19 protein-coding genes and 1 pseudogene are annotated in these 22,070 nt (G+C 42.5%); 9 read left to right on the top strand and 11 right to left on the bottom strand.

Annotated elements, in window-relative coordinates; all coding sequences use genetic code 11:
• The first annotated feature begins 51 nt into the window (after positions 1-51).
• Together F7R58_RS10740 and F7R58_RS10745 are read left to right on the top strand one after the other, a co-directional pair.
• Positions 52-1,209, top strand: a complete 1,158-nt coding sequence (locus F7R58_RS10740; RefSeq protein WP_229723807.1) for an ImmA/IrrE family metallo-endopeptidase — start codon at positions 52-54, stop codon at positions 1,207-1,209.
• Positions 1,206-1,781: a DUF4411 family protein gene (locus tag F7R58_RS10745; protein ID WP_158064914.1), complete on the top strand. Its 576-nt coding sequence runs from the start codon at positions 1,206-1,208 to the stop codon at positions 1,779-1,781. Before F7R58_RS10740 ends, F7R58_RS10745 begins: the two co-directional genes overlap by 4 nt.
• A 164-nt stretch (positions 1,782-1,945) precedes the next feature.
• Here F7R58_RS10745 and F7R58_RS10750 read toward each other — a convergent pair whose 3' ends face one another.
• Entirely contained in the window at positions 1,946-3,481 is a 1,536-nt protein-coding gene (locus F7R58_RS10750; protein WP_158064915.1) for an IS1182 family transposase, read from the bottom strand.
• A 260-nt stretch (positions 3,482-3,741) separates the two neighbouring features.
• Between F7R58_RS10750 and F7R58_RS10755 the strand changes: the two genes are divergently transcribed.
• Positions 3,742-4,239 (top strand): hypothetical protein, encoded by a 498-nt coding sequence (locus tag F7R58_RS10755; protein WP_158064916.1) that lies wholly within the window; start codon positions 3,742-3,744, stop codon positions 4,237-4,239.
• A 236-nt stretch (positions 4,240-4,475) separates the two neighbouring features.
• On the opposite strand, the gene F7R58_RS10760 is transcribed toward F7R58_RS10755, so the two are convergent.
• On the bottom strand, positions 4,476-4,766 hold the full coding sequence (locus F7R58_RS10760) for a transposase (RefSeq protein ID WP_229723808.1): 291 nt from the start codon (positions 4,764-4,766) through the stop codon (positions 4,476-4,478).
• 92 nt (positions 4,767-4,858) lie between these two features.
• Here F7R58_RS10760 and F7R58_RS10765 point away from each other — a divergent pair, with 92 nt between their 5' ends.
• Positions 4,859-7,261: an alpha/beta hydrolase family protein gene (locus tag F7R58_RS10765; RefSeq protein WP_187695284.1), complete on the top strand. Its 2,403-nt coding sequence runs from the start codon at positions 4,859-4,861 to the stop codon at positions 7,259-7,261.
• Between the two features lie 848 nt (positions 7,262-8,109).
• Here the strand turns inward: F7R58_RS10765 and F7R58_RS10770 are convergent.
• From F7R58_RS10770 to aspS, 5 genes are all read right to left on the bottom strand, one after another.
• A complete protein-coding gene (locus F7R58_RS10770; protein WP_158064918.1) occupies positions 8,110-9,705 on the bottom strand; it encodes a TlpA family protein disulfide reductase in 1,596 nt (531 codons plus the stop codon).
• A 135-nt stretch (positions 9,706-9,840) separates the two neighbouring features.
• Positions 9,841-10,608 carry a succinate dehydrogenase/fumarate reductase iron-sulfur subunit gene (locus tag F7R58_RS10775; protein ID WP_158064919.1) on the bottom strand — a complete coding sequence of 256 codons (768 nt, stop codon included), beginning with the start codon at positions 10,606-10,608 and terminating at the stop codon, positions 9,841-9,843.
• Positions 10,609-10,630: 22 nt separating this feature from the next.
• Positions 10,631-12,643 carry a fumarate reductase/succinate dehydrogenase flavoprotein subunit gene (locus F7R58_RS10780; RefSeq protein ID WP_158064920.1) on the bottom strand — a complete coding sequence of 671 codons (2,013 nt, stop codon included), beginning with the start codon at positions 12,641-12,643 and terminating at the stop codon, positions 10,631-10,633.
• A 56-nt stretch (positions 12,644-12,699) separates the two neighbouring features.
• A complete protein-coding gene (locus F7R58_RS10785; RefSeq protein ID WP_158064921.1) occupies positions 12,700-13,362 on the bottom strand; it encodes a succinate dehydrogenase cytochrome b subunit in 663 nt (220 codons plus the stop codon).
• A 107-nt stretch (positions 13,363-13,469) separates the two neighbouring features.
• Positions 13,470-15,230, bottom strand: coding sequence for an aspartate--tRNA ligase (gene aspS / locus F7R58_RS10790; RefSeq protein ID WP_158064922.1), 1,761 nt, complete (start codon positions 15,228-15,230; stop codon positions 13,470-13,472).
• 153 nt (positions 15,231-15,383) lie between these two features.
• On the opposite strand from aspS, the gene F7R58_RS10795 reads away from it, so the two are divergent.
• From F7R58_RS10795 to F7R58_RS13070, 3 genes and pseudogenes are all read left to right on the top strand, one after another.
• On the top strand, positions 15,384-15,563 hold the full coding sequence (locus F7R58_RS10795; RefSeq protein WP_158064923.1) for a thermonuclease family protein: 180 nt from the start codon (positions 15,384-15,386) through the stop codon (positions 15,561-15,563).
• A gap of 60 nt (positions 15,564-15,623) precedes the next feature.
• Positions 15,624-15,875 carry a thermonuclease family protein gene (locus F7R58_RS13175; RefSeq protein ID WP_158065475.1) on the top strand — a complete coding sequence of 84 codons (252 nt, stop codon included), beginning with the start codon at positions 15,624-15,626 and terminating at the stop codon, positions 15,873-15,875.
• Positions 15,876-15,934: 59 nt separating this feature from the next.
• Positions 15,935-16,009: pseudogene (locus tag F7R58_RS13070) on the top strand (30S ribosomal protein THX); the annotation flags it as partial.
• Between the two features lie 205 nt (positions 16,010-16,214).
• Here the strand turns inward: F7R58_RS13070 and F7R58_RS10810 are convergent.
• From F7R58_RS10810 to F7R58_RS10820, 3 genes are all read right to left on the bottom strand, one after another.
• Positions 16,215-16,820, bottom strand: a complete 606-nt coding sequence (locus F7R58_RS10810) for a DUF937 domain-containing protein (protein WP_158064925.1) — start codon at positions 16,818-16,820, stop codon at positions 16,215-16,217.
• Positions 16,821-16,897: 77 nt separating this feature from the next.
• On the bottom strand, positions 16,898-18,151 hold the full coding sequence (locus tag F7R58_RS10815) for a glycosyltransferase family 39 protein (protein WP_158064926.1): 1,254 nt from the start codon (positions 18,149-18,151) through the stop codon (positions 16,898-16,900).
• 6 nt (positions 18,152-18,157) lie between these two features.
• The gene (locus tag F7R58_RS10820; RefSeq protein ID WP_158064927.1) at positions 18,158-18,667 is read right to left on the bottom strand and encodes a DUF2480 family protein; all 510 of its coding nucleotides are present in this window, start codon (positions 18,665-18,667) and stop codon (positions 18,158-18,160) included.
• A 42-nt stretch (positions 18,668-18,709) separates the two neighbouring features.
• On the opposite strand from F7R58_RS10820, the gene lpxB reads away from it, so the two are divergent.
• Complete coding sequence (gene lpxB, locus F7R58_RS10825) at positions 18,710-19,846, top strand: lipid-A-disaccharide synthase (protein WP_158064928.1); 1,137 nt, start codon at positions 18,710-18,712, stop codon at positions 19,844-19,846.
• Between the two features lie 57 nt (positions 19,847-19,903).
• Positions 19,904-21,652 (top strand): ComEC/Rec2 family competence protein, encoded by a 1,749-nt coding sequence (locus tag F7R58_RS10830; RefSeq protein ID WP_158064929.1) that lies wholly within the window; start codon positions 19,904-19,906, stop codon positions 21,650-21,652.
• A 43-nt stretch (positions 21,653-21,695) separates the two neighbouring features.
• Here the strand turns inward: F7R58_RS10830 and F7R58_RS10835 are convergent, their stop codons facing one another.
• Entirely contained in the window at positions 21,696-22,031 is a 336-nt protein-coding gene (locus F7R58_RS10835; RefSeq protein ID WP_158064930.1) for a DUF3276 family protein, read from the bottom strand.
• Positions 22,032-22,070: the final 39 nt, after the last annotated feature.

A 22,070-nucleotide genomic window follows, 5' to 3' on the forward strand; every position in this document is an offset into this window, starting at 1 on the left:
TTAAAGAAAATTAAGTTGTAACTTTGCACCATTAAATATTTATATAAATTCTTGAAAGTAGAACAAAACATAAAAAGACTTAATTACCTTCTATCTTTATTCAATATAACGATAGATGAGCTTCTTATGTTAATTAGTGAAGGTTTACAAAAGCCAATTACTAAAGAAGAAATTCTTACTGAAAATATAAAAGTAAGTCATTTAAAAAGAATTGATAAAGTTTTTAATAAGGGATTACATTTCTATTTGGACCCTAAATCTCCTGAAGTATCAAAAGATGCAAGTATATTTTTTAGAAAGACAAAATTTGATGCAGATTTAAATATTGGAGCAAAAAAAATAGTAAATCAATTTGAGGAATTTAAAATTTCTCTATCAGCAATTTCAAAATTAGCTGAAATAAACACAGATAGAGTTTTACCAATTTTCAAACCTAGTGACAATCCTAAAAATATTGCTTTTGAAATTCGTAAAATATTATATCCTGAATTTCAAAACAATCTTAGAGATTTTTTAAAATCTTTGATTTCAAAATTTGCAGAAAAAAACATCTTAGTTTTTGAATTCATTGAAACTCATAATAAAAAAGAAAAAGCTAATATTGATGGTTTTTTCTTAAATCCTAACGTAATTGTATTAAAAAGGCAACAAAGTTCTTTTAGACGTGAAATATTTACTCTTGCTCACGAATTAGGACATTACCTTTTAAATATTGAAGAAGTTGATAATCTAGATATCGCAGATTTGGCTAATCACAATTTATCAAAAATTGAAAAATGGTGTAATGATTTTGCATTCTATTTTATCGCAGGAGAATATGGAAATGTAATCGATAAACTTGAAAAAGCAAGTAGTTCTAATGATTATCATTTCGAGATTATTGAAGAAATTTCTAGGAATACTCATTTAAGTCAAATAGCAATATTCACAAGATTATTACTGAATAGTCAAATTTCACCTAGAGATTATAACAACGTTAAAGCTGACTTTGACGAACAGTTTAGAATAAATGAATTAGAGAAACAACAACAAAAAGAATTAGAGAAACAAAATGGAGTAAAACAACGAGGCTCTGTACCTAAACCAATAAATTCACCATTATTAATTTCTACTATTCAAACAGCTTTTTATGAAGGTATAATTAATGAATATGATGTTTGTAAATCTTTAAAAATAACACCAGATAAATTAGATAAATATATTCAATGAAAGTAATAATAGACACTAACTCACTTTTGTCGTTGGTACGTTATTACTTACCATTTGATAAAGATAAAATCTTATATAATTTTATTAAAAATAAAATACAATCGGGTGAAATTATTATCATTGATAAAGTTCATCAACAATGTAGCTTTATCTCAAAAGGAATTATTCTAAAAGAATTAGATTTTTTAGATGATAAGGATTTTAAAAAAGCATCAAAAATTCCCTACAACACAGAATTAACACTTGCTCCAAATACGAAAAAATTCTTTCATTTATTAAATTCAGTCTTTGTAAATTCTGTTGTTAAAAAAGCTAAGAATATAACTGAAGTGGAATTTGAAACTTTAAAGACTTCCCATCTTAAAGACGCTGATATGAAACTTGTCTTACTAGCTTTAAATTTCAATACTGAAGAAGACGTTTACATAGTAACGGAAGAAACCTCCGAAAGCAATGATAACAAATTGTTTGTGAAGATCCCTGCAATGTGTAGAGAATTAGGACTTAAATGTATTACACTACCAGCACTTATTAAGTTGTATCAAGACGACTTCGAACTACACTTTAAATAATAAAACCTACGCCTAACAAGGGTAGCTGTTGCACAACCCTCTTTTTCCGGCGTTAGGTTTCCAAATGCTATAAAAAACAGCCTCTTTTAAAGCGATTTAAAAGAGGTTTTTGTTTTCAGCGGTAAAAGTTTTCCGGATTGTCGGATGGCTTAAATGGAAGCTGGTCAAGTCAGGGGAAAGCGGTTTCGCCAAAACCAAAACTTCCCTTTTGGAAGGTTCATGATTTGAGCATTTCGGTACGCTTTTCGGGTAATGAACTTCAGGTATTTTTTCAGATTGTAAGTGAGCGCAGCCATCAATACGTGTTTGTTGGCGTTTTTTATCCCTCGTGCATTCACTTTTTTCATGTTGTGGTGGTTGATGAGCGTTCCCAGAACCGGCTCTACTCGCGAACTTCGACGTTTGGTAAGGAAACGTGTGTAATTGGGATCGCGCCGCAGTTTTTCGTGCATTTCATCGTACAGCGGTTTGTGGATGCTGTCTTCTATCTTCTTGAACTTCGTGACCTTGCCGCAACACTCCGCTCTCAGCGGGCATTCACTACAGGCGCGCTCGCTGCTGCGATAACTCTTCTTTCGGTAACCCTTGCTGTCGGTCAGGATTTTTTTGAAGGGTAAAATGGCATGGTTCCCGCCTTTTTGGGTGCAGCAGTAATAATCTTTTTCTTCACTTTCTCCTTTTACAAATTCAAACCCTTCCCGCTCGGGCTTGTATTGGCCGAAGTTGGGGATGTATGCGTTAATGCCTTTTTCCTTGCAATACTTCAAAGACTCACCACTGCTGTAGCCTGCATCTGCAAGCACTTCTTCGGTCTGCATACGGTTCAAAGACAGATTCTCAAGCGTCTGATCCATTATTTCAGGAAAAATCACCGAATCTTTGCTGCCCGAAGTACTCGCGCAGGCGCCGGTAATTACATGATGCGCATCGTCCACAGCCAGCTGTCCGGAATAATTTAACTGGCGTGCTTTACCGGGTTTTACCGAGATTTTCGCATCGGGATCGGTTGGGCTGTAATGGGTGTGGTTGCTCAGGTATTTGGGGCGGATGGTATTGCCGTCCTCGTCTTTTCTTTCGCTTCTATTGTTGCCGGGCATGCCTTTGTAGGCTTCTTCTTTCCAGGCGTGGTGCTGTTCTACGAGTTTCTTTCGGGTGGATGTGGTTTTAAATTCGCTGTTTTCTTCCAGCTCATCCACGAACGCCGAAGCATCCTCCAGAACTTCTTTTTCTACCAGGGAGTCCATGCTTGCATTGGCTTTGATGAAGGCCGAGTCTACGGCCTGCCGTTTGCCCCGCACCATTCCTTTCTCCACACAAAGCGAAAGGACTTTCCTGAAGAGTTCCAGAAAAAGCTCCTCACCAAAAAGCTGCCGTGTACGGCTCAGCGTGGAATGCCAGGGAAGTTCCTCGTCCAGGTCATACCCCAGAAAGAGGCGCACATCCAGGCTGTTGCTGCAGTAGCGAAGCAAAGCCCGATCGCTCTTGATGTTGTTGAGATAGCCTACCAGCAGGATCTTAAAGAAAACCACGGGATCAATGCTGGCCTGACCTTCTTTCCCGTAATAGTTTCTGGTGGCTTTGTAGAGAAAATCCAAACCGAGTTCAGACTGGATTTTCCTGTAGAAATTATCTTCCGGCACCAAGGCGTCCAGACTGAGCTGATAGAAGATCTTCGGTGTGAATTTTTTCTTTCCCTGCATGACTAAAAATAGGAAAAATATTCTTTATACACAACTGTTATTCAGCTTTTTACAACAATACAATTGCGGTTCAAACTGCAGTCCACCCTTTTTAAGTATATTTGATTGACGTTGTGCAACAGGCACACGGGTTTTGCAACAGTGGGCGGAAAGTTATTAGTTCACGTTTTGTGCATCGGTTTAAATTTGTATTTTAGTTGAAGCTTTTGGCTTTGAAATGCCCGCAGTCGCCAAGCCCCGAAACGTTAAAAAAAAATAACATGCGAAAAAGAATTCTATTCATTTTATTCATTTTATTCACCACAAAAGTTTTGTATAGTCAGCAGTCTAATATTGTCAAAAATTATATTGATCCATCAAGTACAATAAACTTTAAAGAAAAAAATAACTGTATTGTTTCAAAAGATTTTCCAAACACTTTGGTTTGTCATAAAAAAGTGGATGACATTTCATATAAAGTATTTCTATCCTTAAGTTTGGATACGCTGAAAAAAATTAATGAAAATATCAAACCAAACGACAATGAAATTTATTACTTTTTTCAACAGATGGAAAATCGTGATTATGATTTTGACAAAGAAGAGCGACCTAAAAGATTTATGGCATTTTCTATTCCAGATAAATTAAGAAAAGAGTTTAAACAGAAGAAAGTTTATGATTTAAATGTAATCGAAGTTTTAGAACATAAATTTTGGAATGTAAATGACTTCTCTGGAATGACAGCTTTTAAGTATTTAGAAGAGGAAATAGCAAAATAAAAAAACTACGCATAATAACTAGGCTTTCGTTGGGCTTGAAAAGCGAACAATGAAAGCCCGTTAAATGGAACCTTCGGGAACTTTTTAGCCGTCTATGGATTTGTCGTTTTTGAGTTTAGAGATACGAAGCAGTTTTTTACAAGGACTGCTTTTTTTATGGCATCTTTTAAGCCGTTGGAAGTGGTTTTCTGCGGGTTTTCTTCGCTGCAAAACACAAATTCCCTTACCCACAAAGTTTAGTTCGCAGACAAAGGTTGTTGGATGACGAAAAGATATTCTTGCGGCGGACCGCGCTGACCAAAGACCGCAATGGTGACCAAGGTTCCTTCCTTACAACACCGGCATTTATTGAGCATTATTTTTGGTGCTGCTTCTATTTTCCGGACCTTTAAATCTGACTGCAGGTTTTGCAACTCCCCACGTTTCCAGCTGCTGCTCAGGATGCCGTAATGGCGGACCCTTACAAATCTTTTGTGCAGAATAAGCATCGAGAACCTCCTGAAAAACTCCCTGTTTGCAAGCGTCATTGACTTTTTTAGAGAATTTTTATTACTTTGGTCCTTGTACGCCGCTTGCTTCGGCAACCCTCAAAACACCAATATAAACCAGCTATAATATGATGAAAATTAAAACTGCCGTCATCGCACTTCTGTTTGCGGGACTGACCTTTGCTCAGGAGAATATCACCTACAGGCAGCCCTCTGCAGAAATCCTTCAACTTGCCGATTATCAGCGCGCTCCGGGCGTGATCATGAACAGCAAAAAAAACTGGATGGTCTTTACCTACCGGAATACATACAAATCACTGGACGAACTGAACCAGCCGGAAATGAAACTGGCTGGCTTGCGTGTAAACCCGGTGACGAACATTGCGAGTACTGTTACGTACATTACTAATCTGAAGGTAAGGAGGCTAAAAGACAAGGCAGAAACACAGATAAAAGGTCTGCCTGCCAATCCAAAAATAGCATACATAAGTTTTGCGCCTAACGAACAAAAGCTGGCCTTCACCAACACAACGTCAAGGGGAGTAGAACTTTGGGTAGTGGATTTGGCTACGGCAACCGCCAAAAAAATAAGCAGTGACAACCTGAATGCCAATGTGGGTACGCCCTATGTGTGGATGAAAGATTCCCAGAGTCTTTTGGCAAAAAAAATCCCGGCAAACCGCATTGATTTAATCGACCCGACAAAAGAAGTTCCGGCAGGACCAACGGTTTCTACGGCCGACGGTAAAGTTTCTCAAAACAGAACCTATCAGGATTTGCTTAAGAACCCCCAGGACGAACAGAATTTTGATACCCTTGCTACTTCTGAGCTTGTGAAAATTACCCTGGACGGCAACGAGAGTAGTTATAAAGGTGTGGCCATTTATACCGGCATGAGCTTATCACCCGACGGTAATTTTGTGATGCTTACCACCATTAAGCGACCCTATTCGTACATCGTGCCGCTCAGCCGGTTTCCCATGACCAGCACGGTTTACGATCTGAACGGAAATTTGGTGAAAACCGTGAACGAGGTGCCTTTAACAGAGATTATGCCTAAAGGTTTCTCATCCGTCCGTACCGGAAAACGAAGCATGTCCTGGCGTGATGATGAGCCGGCGACTTTGGTTTACGCGGAAGCATTGGATGGTGGCGACCAGTCTAAAACTGTTGAGTTCCGGGATGAAGTATTCTTATGGCAGGCGCCCTTTAATGCTGAGCCAAAGTCTTTCTTTAAAACCAAACAAAGATTCAATAATATTGAGTGGTCCAATGCAGATTTTGCCGTAATTAACGATTCCTGGTATGACACACGCAACACAAAATCCTACCTCATTAATTTCAAAGACAATACCCACCGCATAATTGATGACCGGAATTACCAGGATGTATACACAGATCCGGGATCATTTAGTCAAACTAAAAATCAATTCGGCAGAACAGTTATTGATACCAAAAGCAATAAGGCATATCTTGTGGGCGAGGGCTTCACGAAAGCCGGGCAGTTCCCGTTCATAGACGAAATAGATGTGAACACCCTGACTAAAAAACGCATTTACACTTCCAAAATTAAGAACTCAAAGGAAAATATCATCGATATTATTGATGTCAAAAAAGGTGAAGTCCTGGTGGTGGAACAGTCGGCGGGCAGGTATCCGAATTATTTCATCCGAAACATCAAAAACGGTAAAGCAACTGCACTGACTACCTTCGCAAATCCATTTGAAAGCATAAAGGATGTTTATAAGGAAGTCATCAAATACAAACGGAACGATGGCGTAGAGCTTAGCGGCACCCTATATTTACCTGCAGGATTTGACAGAAAAAATCCGAAAGAAAAATTACCACTGCTGATCTGGGCCTACCCGGCTGAGTATAAAGACAAAAATACAGCGGGTCAAAATACACAGAATCCGAATGATTTTACATTTCCCAGCTATGGTTCATTTATATATTGGGTTACTAAAGGTTATGCAGTTTTGGATGATGCTGCTTTTCCGATAATCGGTGAAGGAAAAACAGAACCTAATGACACATTTATTCCGCAGCTCGTGGCCAACGGTAAAGCGGCAATTGATGCAGTGGATCAGTTAGGTTATATTGACCGGTCAAAAGTTGCTGTTGGCGGTCATTCGTACGGAGCATTTATGACCGCTAATCTGCTTACTCACTCTAACGATTACGCATGTGGAATTGCGCGAAGCGGTGCATATAACAGAACTCTTACGCCATTCGGTTTCCAGTCAGAACAGCGGAATTACTGGGATGTGCCGGAAGTTTACAACACGATGTCGCCATTTATGAATGCTGACAAAATGAAAACACCGATGCTTCTGATACACGGCGAAGCCGATAATAATCCCGGCACATTTACCCTGCAGACAGAAAGATACTTCCAGGCACTGAAAAATCTGGGCGCACCGGTGCGGATGGTTTTGCTGCCGCTGGAATCCCATGGTTACGCGGCCCGCGAAAGTATCCTGCATGTATTATGGGAACAGGATCAGTTCCTGAAGAAATGCTTTAAAAAATAAGATTCAGGTCTTCCGTTTTGGAAGACCTCTTTTTAACTTACTGTCAGATCCTGAAGGAGCTGTACCCTATTTGCTGCAGAAGGGCAATGCAGCCAAATTTTAGTTTCTGAGGTTTAATAATTTATCTGCTCAACATAAATGCTTTCAAAGAAACCAGCTATAAGTAAAAAGTGTTTGAATCGGAGCTTCAACCTTGTCAAGGTTTGGAACCTTGAAAAGGTTCGGCGAACTTCTACATTAGCAAAATCTCCTACTTTGGCTTTTCACTAGAAGGACGCCAGTGGGTGGTTTAAGCCGGGGATTAAAGGAAATCGTTTTGTATGGTGTTAAAGCCCGACGACGGTTTGGATTATTATTCAGTGAAAATTAGACCACGATCCAGCGCATTTAAAACCGTGACTGCCAACTCCAGCGGCGACCGCCATTTCTAAACCTTTGCCACCAACTGATCGCGACTACTCAAGTATAAGATGGTCACCACACTTCCAAAACAAAACATGCCTATAATCCAAAAGAGGGAATTTCTGAACGAATGCTTAATAATATCGTAAAACACCATCACCCAGGTAAACATGCCCGGCACGATTCCTATAGTTAAAATAATGTTTGCCGTAACGGGTCCTACTGTAAAATGTGTGATTTTAAGCCAGGCCCCTATCAATATCAGAATAAAACTGAAGACAGCTAGAAAAAGCAAAAACTTTCGGTCAATAATCATCGGTGATGGGTTCATAAAGGTTCGCTTAGCGTGTTGGTATTAATTTCATTTTCGGACGGTTCGGTGACCAGTGTTAAAAATAACAAAAAACCTCACCCGAAGGCAAGGTTTAAGAGTATAATAATAAGTTTTACTTAGTTGCAGGTGCAGGCGGTGGCGGAGTGCTTCCTTCTGCCGGCTGCAGCTCTCCTTCAGGGGCAAACAGGTCGTTCTGCAGTGAGGCCTCAGGTGCTACCTGTGGTGCTTTCAGTCCGGACAGCTGATCCAACAGCGCTACCAGTTCAGGATCGCCTAGATTGAAGAAGTTACGTCCGGCAATCTTACCGTCTTTATCCAAGACAATGAAACTTGGCGTCAGTTTAAAACCGTAGATGCCGTACTTTTTGGCAAAGTCGGAGTTAAGGCCGCCTTCAGCATAAACATTGGTTCCGGGAATACCTTTCAGCATGGCTGAGCTGGTCTTGTTGAACTGCTCTTTGGTATCGTCAAAATTCACAAACACGAAATTCATTTTCTGCTTGTAGAAATCTACCACCTGGCTCAGGATTGGAACTGTAGATTCGGTAATGTAAGGTGTCCAGGAGGCGTAGAACATCATTACAGTAGGCTTACCCTTACTGTCAGCAATTTTGTACGCTTTACCGTCCTGTTTGATCAGAGCAGCTTCGGGCGCCGCCTCACCTTTCTTAAGACCGGAAAGAACGAAAAGAACTTTCTTCAGATCCTTTTTAATTTCGGCATCTTTAATATCTTTCTCGATGATGGATGTTACCTTATCAGTAGTTTCCTTAGTGGAAGAAGGATTGATGTCCGACTGTGCCATTACAAACGCCAAAAGGTAATCCTTGGCAGTTTGGGAAAGATCCTTGCGCTGCTTCAGATAGCTGCTGAAAACTTCGGAAGTGATCATATCTGTTTTTCCGGCAGTCTGCGCGGTGGCATATTTCTGGAAATCCTCACTCATTTTACCTAAAAGATAGTTGCGGTACAGTGGATGTTCCTTCACCATGGTATCTTTATCTTCCTGAAGCTTCAGCTCATAATCCTTTAAAGCTTTGGAATTGGCAAAAGCCGGGTTCGCGGTCATCTGCTTGCGGTACATTTCGTATTGTGGAATAATGGACATAATCCCGGTGCGCACATCGTTTTTCTTCCAGGAAATCACTTCCTTATCGGCGCCGGTTTTCTTGCCCACCTCATCAATATTCTTTTCAAGGTCGGCCTGGATTTTCTGAAGAGCTTTCAGGAAGGCACCTTCATCCTTGTTCATATTGTCCTGCATATTTACCTTCTGGGTATATTCAGTCATATACTTCTGGGTCTGCTGCAGGAAGTCGTTGTTCCCTTTAGCATCGCCGGTTATTTTAAATTCGGTCGGGAAAGTGGCCGCATCTCCGGTGATGTTCAGGCTCTGTCCCGTTTTCAGGTAAATCAGGTTTTGCTTTCCGGCATAGGAAATGACATACATACCGCTTTTAGGTGCTTCAAAGTCACCTTTGAAGTTTCCGTCCTTATCAACACCCATATTGATCACAGGCAAAGTAGCCACACCTGAAGCTTCGGTAAACTCTATTCTTTCCAGTGGCGACCCCCCGGTTACTTTACCCGTTACTTCAACTTTCTTAGAACAGGAAACGGCCAGGAAAGCCAGAACCATCATAAACAGATATTTACCGAGTGAACTCAGTGCTTTTTGCTGTAATCCGTGAATTTTCAGTTTATTCATTATTCATTTAATTTGGGCAAAAATAACGCATTGATACTGTAGAATAAAATTAAATATCACAAATTGTGAAGGTTTAACAAGAAAAAACCGTCTCCAAATAATGGAAACGGTTTTATTATAATATTAAAATACAGTTTATCCTCTGTCCAGGTTGGCCGCCATGAACTCGCGGTTCATCCTGGCGATGTTCTCCAGGGAAATCCCTTTTGGACATTCCACCTCGCAGGCACCAATATTGGAACAGTTACCGAAACCTTCTTCATCCATGGCTTTCACCATGTTCAGTACCCTTCTCTTCGCCTCAACACGGCCTTGCGGCAACAGGGCATACTGAGAAACCTTGGCTCCTACGAACAGCATTGCAGATCCGTTCTTACATGTCGCCACACAGGCTCCACAGGAAATACATGCAGCAGCATCCATGGCCTTGTCGGCATCTTCCTTAGGTACCGGAATCGCGTTGGCGTCCAGCGTATTTCCGGAAGTGTTTACGGAGATAAATCCACCGGCGGCCATAATTCTGTCGAAGGCGCTTCTGTCTACCACCAAATCCTTGATTACAGGGAAAGCAGCACTTCTCCATGGTTCAATATGAATGGTCTCTCCATCCTTGAACATCCTCATATGAAGCTGGCAGGTCGTGATGCCCGTATCGGGACCGTGTGATCTTCCGTTGATGTACAGGGAACACATACCGCAGATTCCCTCGCGGCAGTCATGGTCAAAAGCGATTGGGTCTTTACCTTCGTTAATCAGGTTCTCGTTGAGCATATCCAGCATTTCCAGGAATGAAGAATCTGTGGATACATCTGAAATCTTATACGTTTCAAACTGCCCTTTTGATTTATTGTTTTTCTGTCTCCAAATTTTCAGAGTCAGGTTTAATCCTTTTTTTGCACTCATTTCTATTAAATTTAATTGGAGATTACTTGTAACTTCTCTGTTTCACCTCGATGTTCTCGTACACAAGTTCTTCCTTGTGCAAAACCTCCTGATTGATGTCCGCGCCCTGGTATTCCCAGCATGCGGCATACTTATAGTTTTCATCGTCACGCTCAGCTTCACCGTCCGGAGTTGCGTGATCCCAGCGGAAATGCCCTCCGCAGGATTCGTTTCTCTCTAAAGCGTCCTTGGCCATAAGCTGTCCCAGTTCCAGGAAATCTGCAACACGGAAAGCCTTCTCCAGCTCAGGATTCATCTCCTCATTGGTTCCGGGTACCCTAACATCTTTCCAGAACTCTTTGCGAACTTCTTCAATTTCTGCAATGGCTTCTCTAAGCCCCTCAGGCGTTCTTCCCATACCCACTTTGTTCCACATAATGTGGCCAAGTTTTTTGTGGAAGTAATCTACGGAGTGTTTTCCGTTATTATTGAGGAAGAAGTTGATCTTGTCGCGAATTTCCTTTTCAGCAGCATCAAAATCCGGAGTATTTGTCGGTATCGCACCTGTACGGATATCAGCTGAAAGATAATCTGCAATGGTGTAAGGCAATACGAAATAGCCGTCGGCAAGACCCTGCATCAGTGCAGAAGCACCCAACCTGTTTGCTCCGTGGTCGGAGAAGTTGGCTTCACCAATAACAAAACATCCGGGAATGGTGGACTGCAGGTTATAATCTACCCAAACGCCACCCATGGTATAGTGTACCGCAGGATAAATTTTCATTGGCGTTACGTATGGATTATCTGCTGTAATCTTCTCATACATTACGAAAAGGTTACCGTATTTTTCCTCAACCCAGGCCTTACCTAAATCATAGATTTGCTGCTCGGTTGGATTGGCAATATTTTTTTCGATAGCGGCTTCCCTACCTTTCTTTGTAATCTCTGTAGAGAAATCCAGGTACACCCCTTCTTTTGTGTCGTTATTTTCAATACCGAAACCGGCATCACATCTTTCCTTGGCAGCTCTGGAAGCCACATCACGCGGAACCAGGTTACCGAAGGCCGGATATCTTCTTTCCAGATAGTAATCACGGTCTTCTTCTTTAATGTTTTCTGGTCTCAGTTTGCCTTCGCGGATCGCTACGGCATCTTCAATTTTCTTAGGCACCCAGATACGCCCGGAATTCCTAAGTGATTCAGACATCAGTGTCAGTTTAGACTGCTGGGTTCCGTGAACAGGAATACACGTAGGGTGAATCTGCACATAGCATGGGTTTGCGAAATAGGCTCCTTTCTTATGAATCTTCCAGGCGGCAGATACGTTGGATCCCATCGCGTTGGTCGAAAGGAAATAAACGTTTCCGTAACCTCCGGAAGCAATTACAACTGCGTGTGCAGAATGTCTTTCGATTTCTCCAGTGACCATATTTCTGGCAATGATACCTCTGGCTTTTCCGTCTACAAGGACAAGGTCCAGCATTTCGTGACGGTTGTACATCTTGATACGGCCCTTACCAATCTGGCGGCTCATAGCAGAGTAAGCTCCCAAAAGCAGCTGCTGGCCTGTCTGACCTTTAGCATAGAAAGTACGTTTCACCTGTACACCACCGAAAGATCGGTTGTCCAGCTGGCCACCGTAGTCGCGCCCGAAAGGAACACCCTGTGCCACGCACTGGTCGATGATGCTGGCAGAGACCTCAGCAAGACGGTAGACATTCGCCTCACGTGCACGGTAATCTCCCCCTTTAATGGTATCGTAGAAGAGACGGTAAGTTGAGTCACCGTCGCCCTGATAATTCTTAGCCGCGTTAATACCACCCTGTGCAGCAATCGAGTGTGCACGTCTCGGTGAATCCTGATAGCAGAATGCCTTTACATTATAACCCTGCTCGGCCAAAGTAGCAGCTGCTGACCCTCCGGCCAGACCTGTTCCTACTACGATGATGTCGATCTTGTCGCGGTTGTTGGGCGCTACAAGATTCATGTGATTTTTATGGTTGGTCCACTTTTCGGCTAACGGCCCGTGTGGAATTTTAGAATCTAATTTGCTCATTTGTTGAAATTTTAAATTTTGAATTTTAGATAGGTTGTAAACTAAAACTTAAAATCTTATTGAGTGATATAATGATATACTGCGATAATGATAAAACCGGCCGGGATAAGGATGGAATACCAGTTACCGATTGCTTTAATCATGGGTGTGTACTTTGGATGTCTGGCACCTACCGACTGGAAAGATGACTGGAACCCGTGTGCCAGGTGCAGACCCAACAGTATAAAAGCAATAATGTAGAAGATCACTCTTACCGGATTTGCGAAACGTTCGTGCAGTTCGCCCCAATATCTCAGATTATCGGCCTCATTACGTTCAATATACTTAAAATTAATCTCATGCCACCAGAAATCGTACATGTGAAGTCCCAGAAATGCCAGTACTACCAACCCCGAGATAATCATATTACGAGAAGTCCAGGTGGAATTAGCCGCACCGTTATTTACTGCATATTTTGTAGGTCTGGCATTACGGTTTCTGATCTCCAGGATAAACCCCATAACGAAATGAAAAATCACCGCAAAACCTAAAACCGGCTGCATAATAAACTGAATCAGTGGGTTGTAACCCATGAAATCTGACGCGGTATTGAAAGCATCAGGACCTAAAACGGAAAGAAAATTCACCGTGAGGTGCATAATAAGGAATATGAGCAAGAACATTGCAGACAATGCCATTGCGTACTTCCTACCGATAGTAGAACTTGTTAATCCTGCCATAATGTATATTTAAAATTTGAAATTTGACAAAGTTAAAAAAATGTTAAGGTATGGGCGAATGAGAAAAGTCACCTATATATAGTTTGTAACTGTTCTAAATAGTGCACTTATTTTTCTGAGGGAGCATTCACCTTCAAACTTAATTCAGTAAGCTGTTCTTCTGCAATTGCACTTGGCGCATCAATCATCACATCTCTTCCGGAGTTATTTTTGGGGAAAGCGATGTAATCACGTATGACTTCATTGCCGTCCAGAATTGCCACCAGCCTGTCGAATCCGAAAGCCAGACCCGCATGCGGTGGTGCACCGTATTTAAACGCGTTCATCAGGAAACCGAACTGCGCTTCTGCTTCTTCTTTAGTGAAGCCTAGGAGATCGAACATACGTGACTGCAGCTCTTTATCAAAAATCCTCACCGACCCGCCGCCGATTTCATTACCGTTCAGTACCAAATCATAAGCATTTGCTCTGGCTTTACCGGGATCGGTTTGCAGCAGGGCAATATCTTCAGGCTTCGGCGAAGTAAAGGGATGGTGCATCGCATGATAGCGCCCGGACTCGTCATCCCATTCCAGCAACGGGAAATCCACTACCCAAAGTGGTGCAAATTCTTTCGGATTTCTTAAACCCAGACGGTTACCCAATTCCATCCTAAGCCCGGATAGTTGAGTTCTTACTTTATTTTCAGTTCCGGACATCAGGAAAATAAGGTCTCCTGCCCTGGCCCCGAATTTTTCTGTAATTTTTCTTAAATCCTCTTCAGCGTAGAATTTGTTTACGGAGGAAGTGATGGTACCGTCTGCCTGGAATTTAATCCAAACCATGCCGGAAGCCCCTATTTGAGGACGTTTTACCCAGTCGATAAGTTCGTCTATCTGCTTACGGGTATAGTCGGCGCAGCCTTCTGCATTAATTCCGACCACAAGCTCCGCCTCATCAAAAATCTTGAAATCCTTACCCTTCATCAGATCATTTACCTCAACGAACTTCATCCCAAAGCGAACATCCGGTTTATCGTTACCGTAAGTTTTCATGGCCTCATCGTAGGTCATTCTCGGGAATTTAGCCACATCAGTTCCTGTAATGTCCTTCAACAGAGAAGCAGTCATACCTTCAAATATTTCCAGCACATCTTCCTGTTCCACAAAAGCCATTTCGCAGTCGATCTGGGTAAATTCCGGTTGGCGGTCGGCACGCAGGTCCTCATCGCGGAAGCATTTTACAATCTGGAAATAGCGGTCCATTCCACCAATCATTAACAGCTGCTTGAAGGTTTGCGGCGACTGTGGCAGGGCATAAAACTGTCCCGGGTTCATGCGGCTGGGTACTATAAAATCCCTTGCACCTTCGGGTGTTGATTTGATAAGTACAGGCGTTTCCACCTCAATAAAGTTTTGGTCAGAAAGATAGTTGCGAACCTTTTGCGCCATCTTGTGGCGGAAAATAAGTTTTTCACGCACTGGATTTCGGCGAATATCCAGGTAGCGGTATTTCATACGGAGTTCCTCGCCGCCATCAGTTTCATCTTCAATGGTAAAAGGCGGAAGTTCCGCTGCATTAAGTACGGTAAGTTTTTCAACCAATATCTCAACATCACCCGTAGGGATTTTTGGATTTTTGGAAGTTCTCTCAATTACCTTACCTGAAACCTGGATCACAAATTCGCGGCCCAGTTTTTTCGCATCCTGCAACAACTCTGCAGAAGAGCGGTCCTCATCGAACACCAACTGTGTAATTCCGTAACGGTCACGCAGGTCAATCCATATCATGAATCCTTTGTCGCGTATGGTCTGTACCCAACCTGAAAGTGTAACATTTTCATTGAGATTACTAAGCGAAAGTTCGCCGTTGGTGTGCGTTCTGAACATTTGTAGCTGAAATTTGAAATGGTTTACTGAGAATTTCGGCAAAGATAGGACATTCAGGGAAAAATCCGCCGACCGGAGATTTAATTAAAATGGTATCTGACACTTCAGAAAAATCAAAGCTGCAAATTGAGTTTAAGTTATATTTGTACCTCTATGAAGAAATTGATACCCATTTTATTTTTTACAGCATTTTCTTTTTTACTCTTTGCGCAAACCCATTCGGGAAAAATCATTGCCATAAAAGATGGCGACACCGTGGTGATGCTTGTTAAGAATAAGCCGCAAACCATAAGGCTGGCGCATATAGATACACCCGAGAAAAAGCAGCCCTAGGGTACCGCCGCAAAGATATTTTTGTCCGAGCGGATCTACGGACGCTAGGTCCAGGCAGTAATTGCCGGAAAACCTGACCGTAACGGCCGCTGGATTGCAGAAATCTTCAGCCAAAACCAAAACATCAATAAGGAACTAGTACGCAACGGCCTGGCCTGGCATTATAAGCAATACTCCAAAAATGACAATTACGCTGCCCTGGAACGCATTGCCCGCCAAAAGAAAACCGGGTTAGGGAAGGACCAGGGACCCACAGCTCCGTGGCAGTGGCGAAAAATGAAAAAAGGAAAGTCTGCTAAAGTGAATTTGTGACCTTTGGCAGAGTTTAAAAAGTTTTCCTAAATTTGATCTACACCAAAATTTAAATTTTTATGGGAAAAGGAGACAAAAAATCCAGACGCGGTAAAATTACCGCCGGCAGCTACGGCAAAAGAAGAAAAAGAAAATCCGGATCTGTAAAAAACATTCCGGTTAATGTGCTGGATGCGGACGACAGCAAGTCTTCCAAAGTGAAAGTAAGACAGGACGTAGGCTACCCTGCCAATGAATCGGAGAATGCGAATGTGGAAAATGACCCGCTTCCGAAAGCGACCAAAGACAAAAAAACCGAAGGATAATCTTCGGTTTTTTATTTGATAATGAGTTCGGTTATCATCTCCCGCCGCCCAAAATGCTGCCTAAGATTCCACCGAGGCCACCTTGCTGCTGTTGCTTCTCTCCTCCGCCGCCCAGAACACTGCCCAGAATATCGTTCAGGGGGTTTGCCGGCTCGTTCTGCGCCTGATTCTGCGCGCCTCCCAGAATTCCACCCAGCAAATCCCCAAGACCGCCGCCGGAGTTAATGCCGCTGGACTGCTTTTCTTTGCCAATGAAGCCCATAATCAAGGGCGCGATCATGGCCAGGATAGGTCCTATTTTATCTATTGATATTCCCGTATTCTGCGAAAGCTGGTTCTCTACCTGGGATTTCTGCCCGCCAAAGATATGGTCAAGGATAGAGCCTCCCTCCTGTTGTCTGGCTTCAACCTGTGAAGGATCATCCAGAATGCTTCCATCATGATCTTTGTCTAACGCATTATTCAGTGCCTCAGCTTCATTAGGATCGTCCTGAGATTTTTTTCTGAGGTAAGAAATTACAAGTGGGGCTGCCACGGCCATCAGGGAAATAACCTGATTTTTGCTGATGCCGAATTTATTTTCAGCCTGAGAGGCTACCTGCGTGCCTGCATTTCCGGTAATGAGATCAATTAAATTCATAGTCTTAATATTTATTTGGTGAAAAAATGTAACCAAATTTACCAAAAACTATTCCCGGAACAGCATTGATTACTGAATTATAATTTCTTTAACTGATCATCGGTTAATCCATCTTCCTTTTTAAGCCTGATAAATTCCCGGGCGCTACTTTCCATCCATTGCATTGGATCCGGGGACTCACGGCCTTCCAACACAAATTCCAGGATTCCGACATTATTATTCATCCAGGGCAACAGATAATAGGATAGGCCACCTTTATACAACTTCCGGGCATGAAATTCAGAACCTGTGGATGTAGCGGCCGCGATCTGAAAAGCGGCCAGGTAAAAGAAGGGAATGAGCGTGACACTAAATATAGAATAACGGACTATTCTCTCCTTCTTAAAACGGCAGATTCCCAGTCCACAAAGCAAGGCGATTATAAAGTTAAAAGGCAGAAAGAATATATAGCTGTCCGAAACTCCAAAAATTACCCCGAAAGCAAACACCGGAAGTCCTGACACAACCAGAAATACGGGAAGTCGCTTTCTGTCGCGCCAGAGCCGGGAAAAACCTGCAAAAGCAAAGAGAATAAAGAACCAGAAATTATATACCAAATAACCCAGCGCAGATGTAAATCCTTTTGCAATTCCTTTAATACTCAGAGAATCCAGTACAGTACCTGCCGAAAAGACCTTTGACACCGGCTGATCAGTTAGCAGCGGAACCGCAATCAGCAACAGAACAAAGAAAAGAAACACCGCCAGCGAAACAGTAGCTTTTTTTCTGTATCCTGCATAAAATAAAAGCAGCAGGAGCGCCGGCACCATCAAAATATTCTGAATATGACTAAAAAGACTGATTCCCAGAAACAGTGAAGCCAGCGAGAGGTCCGCCGGTTTTTCACTGCGGAGAAACCTCAGCGAATACTGAAGAAAAAGTGCAACCCAAAGAAGGTTGAAGGTATAGATTTCAATGATTTCTGAATTTCTCCAAAACGTAAAACTCAAACCTAAAAGTAGTGTACTGAATATTGCTGACAGGCGGTGGCCCGTAGCTTCAAGGACCGTCCGGTAAAGAATCAGCAGGGCTATACACGAGGAGATGATGACCACAAACCGGCCGATTTCCTGACTTTCCACAAAAGGCAACAGCCTCTTGAAAAAAACGAGCGTATTGGTAAACAGAAAATGCGCATAGGTTGATGTGGAAAGCACAAAATCTCCTTTTTCGGTATCCGCTACAAATCCAATACAGTCGCCAAACGGAATTTTGGAGAAACTTCCCGCATAATAGAGCGCAAAGAATCCAAAAAACAGGAAAAAAGGTATGACAGTATTTTTTACCGGCACCCTTTATCAGTTCTTAAAGATCGGGACATTCGAGCAGGCCTCACCAAACATCAGGGATTTCACCAGAGGTTTAAGCTTTTCTACCAGTTCTATATAGGCATTCTCCGGTATCTGGACATCGGAACATCCTTTCACCAGTACCCTTTTACCCATAAGTTCACTGAAATCATAGGTCTGTATCGCATTATGCATAAGCAGAACTTCCAGGTCCCCGCGGCTGCCGTAAACCACTTTGGTGGCTGCCTCGGTAATGCGCGCGGTTAGCAGGAAATAAGCCCACAGAGGAACTATAGCATCTGCGGAGTTGTAAATGTAAACAAAGGCATCGCGATACTGTTCTGTATCCAGCGCGGCTACTTTTTCGCGGAAATCTTTTTCCTTCAGGATAATCCCTTCAAAAAGAAAGGAACTTAGGTCCACGCCAATCCGCTGACCTTTAGGCATAAGTGCCGCGATATCAAAGTTGATAAGGCCACTGTCGGCCACTTTATTTTTTATCTGAAATTCTTCTGACATTATTATTTTATCTTTGAACAAATTTACAATTTTTTACACCAAGTGAAGTACTACATCATCGCAGGAGAAGCCTCCGGAGACCTGCACGCCTCCAACCTCATGAAATCCATCCTGAAGAAGGACCCGGCGGCGGAGTTCCGTTTTTGGGGTGGCGACCTGATGATGAAGGTAGCGGGCAAAAAACCGGTTAAGCATTATAAAGATCTCGCTTTTATGGGCTTTCTGGAAGTTGCCAAAAATCTGCGGACGATCTTTAACAACCTCGCCTTCTGCAAAAAAGACATCAGCCGGTTCAATCCGGATAAACTGATACTTGTGGATTACCCCGGTTTCAATCTCAGGATTGCAGAATTTGCCAAAACTGCCGGCCATGAGGTTATTTACTATATCTCTCCGCAACTTTGGGCCTGGAAAGAAGGCCGTGTGTCCAAAATAAAAAAGTTTGTGGACGAAATGCTGGTCATCCTTCCGTTCGAAAAGGATTTTTATGAAGGCCATGGCATACACGCGCATTTCGTAGGCCATCCTCTGCTGGATGCGCTCTCGGATCTTCCATCCCTCGATTCACTGCAGTTTCGTAAGGAAAACAACCTGGACCAAAGAGAAATTATTGCTCTATTGCCGGGTTCGCGTGAGCAGGAGGTCACTAAAATGCTCAGTATCATGCTTTCCGTACGGCCACATTTCACTGAGTATCAATTTGTAATCGCAGGCGCACCCAGTTTGCCGAAAACTTTTTATGAAAAATTCACAGATGAAGATGTTCATTTCGTCTCCAATCAAACTTACAGCCTGCTTCGCTGCGCACGTGCAGCACTTGTAACATCGGGAACCGCCACGCTGGAGACAGCACTGCTGAATGTTCCTGAAGTAGTTTGCTACCGCAGCTCCCGGATTTCCTACGAGATCGGAAAGCGTGTTGTGAAAAACATCAAATATATTTCCCTGGTAAATTTAGTAATGGATCGCCCTGTGGTAAAGGAATTGATCCAGCAAGACCTTAACACCGGGAACCTGGTTGATGAGTTAAAGAAAATTCTGGATGGCGAAGCGCGCGAAAAAATGCTCAGCGAATATTCGGAACTCAGAAAAAAACTTGGCGGTGAAGGTGCCAGTGATCATGCTGCTGAGATAATTACAGGTAAGCATAAGGTGCTTCACCCATCTGCGGAAAAATAAAATTCGCTACATTTATAGGTAAATCCTATCCCGGTGCATAAACAGCCTCTGTTTATAATGTGCATTTGCTTTATCCTGGGCATTATTATCCAGGAATACCTTGCACTGCGCAACTGGACTTCTTATTTAGCGTTGCTGATAGTGGCAATTACAATGTTTTCTTATCTAAGCCGCTCGCTTTTTTGGGTTGCACAAAGAAAATATCTTCTGGTATTAGTTTTCGGCGTACTTGGAATTTGGCTGCACAAACTACATTCAGAAATTCCTCCACTACCGGAACTGCCACCTAAGGAAGAAATGCTTTTCAAGCTAAATAAGAAACTGAATTCAAATGAAAAGAACCGGAGGTACGAAATAACAGTAAATCCCGGTGAAGCTGAGGTTTCCAGTATACTTTCTGTGCCGAGAGGCTTACCTGAACTGGATTATAAGCATCTGTACCGCGCTGAAATATATATCAGCCGGGTTCAACCACCAAAAAATGACTACCAGTTTGACTACTCAAAATATCTGAGGCGAAACCGGATTTATTATCAAAGTTATGTGCCGGGCAAGCTGGAATCTGCTGAAGTAACCAATCTCACTGTTGCCGACCGGATCCATCAGAAAAGACTGGAGATACTGCAAAGGATTGATTCGGTGTCCATAAGTCCTAAATCGCGGGAATTTATGAAAGGTATCATCCTGGCCGACAGGACAGAGATGGACCGGGAAACAGTAGCGGATTTCACGAAAACCGGTTTGGTACATATCCTGGCTATCTCCGGATCTCATATCATCGTAATTTATGGTCTGTTCTTCTGGCTGCTTATCCGGATCTTCCCATTGAGACACAGACGTACCGCTATCATTTGCAGCCTCATTCTGATCTGGGTCTTTGCCGTTTTCATTGGCTATGGCAATTCGGTAGTTCGCTCCTGCATTATGATCACTGTCTACTTCATCTATATTATTCTGCAGCGAAAACCCGATTTACTGCATGCTATGGCATTTGCGGCTCTTATTATACTGATATCAGACAGCAACCAACTTTTTGATGTGGGCTTTCAGCTTAGTTTCATGGCCGTCTTTGGAATCTACTGGCTTAACCAGCCCATCCTCAAACATCTGCCGCCGGCCAACAGTTTCGTAAAAAAAGTGCTGTTCAACACTTTCTCCATTTCCATGGCGGCACAAATCTCCACCTTACCGGCTGTCATTTATTACTTTCATCAGTTCTCACTCATATCCATTGCCGCGAATCTTGTTATTATTCCGCTTTCACAAATCATCATAATCTTCAGTTTGATGATGACATTAACTATTGGCAGCAGCTGGTATCCGCAGGCACTCCTGCTCTTTTACGATCACTTCATAAGAATAGTTCTGTACACTATTCACTGGTTTTCCGGTTTTGACAGGTTTATGTACAGCAACATACCTATGACCCTGGCCGAGACGGCTATTTTATGCACAGTCATTTACTACCTCCGTTTTTTGATTTTACGGTTCAACATCAGAAACCTGCTGCCTCTGCTGGCTTTAATCACATTGTATTTCGGGTTATACCACGGACTGAACATCTACCATGAACAGAAAAATGAAGTTCTGATTCATCATCACTTCCGGGAAAAATATTTTTCAGTGAAAAAAGGAAATAAAGTGGAATTCTGGCTAAATGCTGACGCTGATCAGGCAAATGTAAAAAAGTACATTATAGATCCATATCTGACTTCACGCCGTGCTTCCGCATATCAAATCAAGACGCTTCCACACAAAGCCACTTCGGTGCAGTACAACGGAATCACTTATCCGCTGAAGGATTAACAGACAAAAAAAAGCTTCCTGTGAGGAAGCTGGTATCAGAATATTAAATATCGTCGTCGGAATCAATTGTGAAGGATTTTGATTTAAAATCCTTGTCATGCTTTTCGGAAATTACATCTTCACCTTTTTCATTGATGATGAAGTCTGTGCTGTCCCTGAACATTTCGTGAAATGCAGCGAAATCCTCTTTGTAGAGATATATTTTATGTTTTTCGAATGAGGCTTCACCATTCTCTCCGAAATTCTTCTTGCTTTCGGTAATAGTAAGGTAATAATCGCCAGCTTTGGTTTCCCGCACATCAAAAAAATAAGTCCTTCTGCCTGCTTTAAGTACCTTCGTAAAGATTTCATTTTCGTGGCGTTCCTTATAATCGCTCATGGTTCCGTCGTTTTTGTGTCTTAATTAACAAATATATAA

Source organism: Chryseobacterium sp. (genome assembly GCF_008831505.1).
Lineage (GTDB): Bacteria > Bacteroidota > Bacteroidia > Flavobacteriales > Weeksellaceae > Marnyiella.

What these genes read in the sequence shown, in the direction of transcription:
- F7R58_RS10745 (WP_158064914.1), top strand. Translation starts at nt 1,206, where the DNA reads ATGAAAGTAATAATAGACACTAACTCACTTTTGTCGTTGGTACGTTAT.
- F7R58_RS10750 (WP_158064915.1), bottom strand. Translation starts at nt 3,481, where the DNA reads ATGCAGGGAAAGAAAAAATTCACACCGAAGATCTTCTATCAGCTCAGT.
- F7R58_RS10755 (WP_158064916.1), top strand. Translation starts at nt 3,742, where the DNA reads ATGCGAAAAAGAATTCTATTCATTTTATTCATTTTATTCACCACAAAA.
- F7R58_RS10760 (WP_229723808.1), bottom strand. Translation starts at nt 4,766, where the DNA reads ATGACGCTTGCAAACAGGGAGTTTTTCAGGAGGTTCTCGATGCTTATT.
- F7R58_RS10765 (WP_187695284.1), top strand. Translation starts at nt 4,859, where the DNA reads ATGAAAATTAAAACTGCCGTCATCGCACTTCTGTTTGCGGGACTGACC.
- F7R58_RS10770 (WP_158064918.1), bottom strand. Translation starts at nt 9,705, where the DNA reads ATGAATAAACTGAAAATTCACGGATTACAGCAAAAAGCACTGAGTTCA.
- F7R58_RS10775 (WP_158064919.1), bottom strand. Translation starts at nt 10,608, where the DNA reads ATGAGTGCAAAAAAAGGATTAAACCTGACTCTGAAAATTTGGAGACAG.
- F7R58_RS10780 (WP_158064920.1), bottom strand. Translation starts at nt 12,643, where the DNA reads ATGAGCAAATTAGATTCTAAAATTCCACACGGGCCGTTAGCCGAAAAG.
- F7R58_RS10785 (WP_158064921.1), bottom strand. Translation starts at nt 13,362, where the DNA reads ATGGCAGGATTAACAAGTTCTACTATCGGTAGGAAGTACGCAATGGCA.
- aspS (WP_158064922.1), bottom strand. Translation starts at nt 15,230, where the DNA reads ATGTTCAGAACGCACACCAACGGCGAACTTTCGCTTAGTAATCTCAAT.
- F7R58_RS10795 (WP_158064923.1), top strand. Translation starts at nt 15,384, where the DNA reads ATGAAGAAATTGATACCCATTTTATTTTTTACAGCATTTTCTTTTTTA.
- F7R58_RS10810 (WP_158064925.1), bottom strand. Translation starts at nt 16,820, where the DNA reads ATGAATTTAATTGATCTCATTACCGGAAATGCAGGCACGCAGGTAGCC.
- F7R58_RS10820 (WP_158064927.1), bottom strand. Translation starts at nt 18,667, where the DNA reads ATGTCAGAAGAATTTCAGATAAAAAATAAAGTGGCCGACAGTGGCCTT.
- F7R58_RS10830 (WP_158064929.1), top strand. Translation starts at nt 19,904, where the DNA reads ATGTGCATTTGCTTTATCCTGGGCATTATTATCCAGGAATACCTTGCA.
- F7R58_RS10835 (WP_158064930.1), bottom strand. Translation starts at nt 22,031, where the DNA reads ATGAGCGATTATAAGGAACGCCACGAAAATGAAATCTTTACGAAGGTA.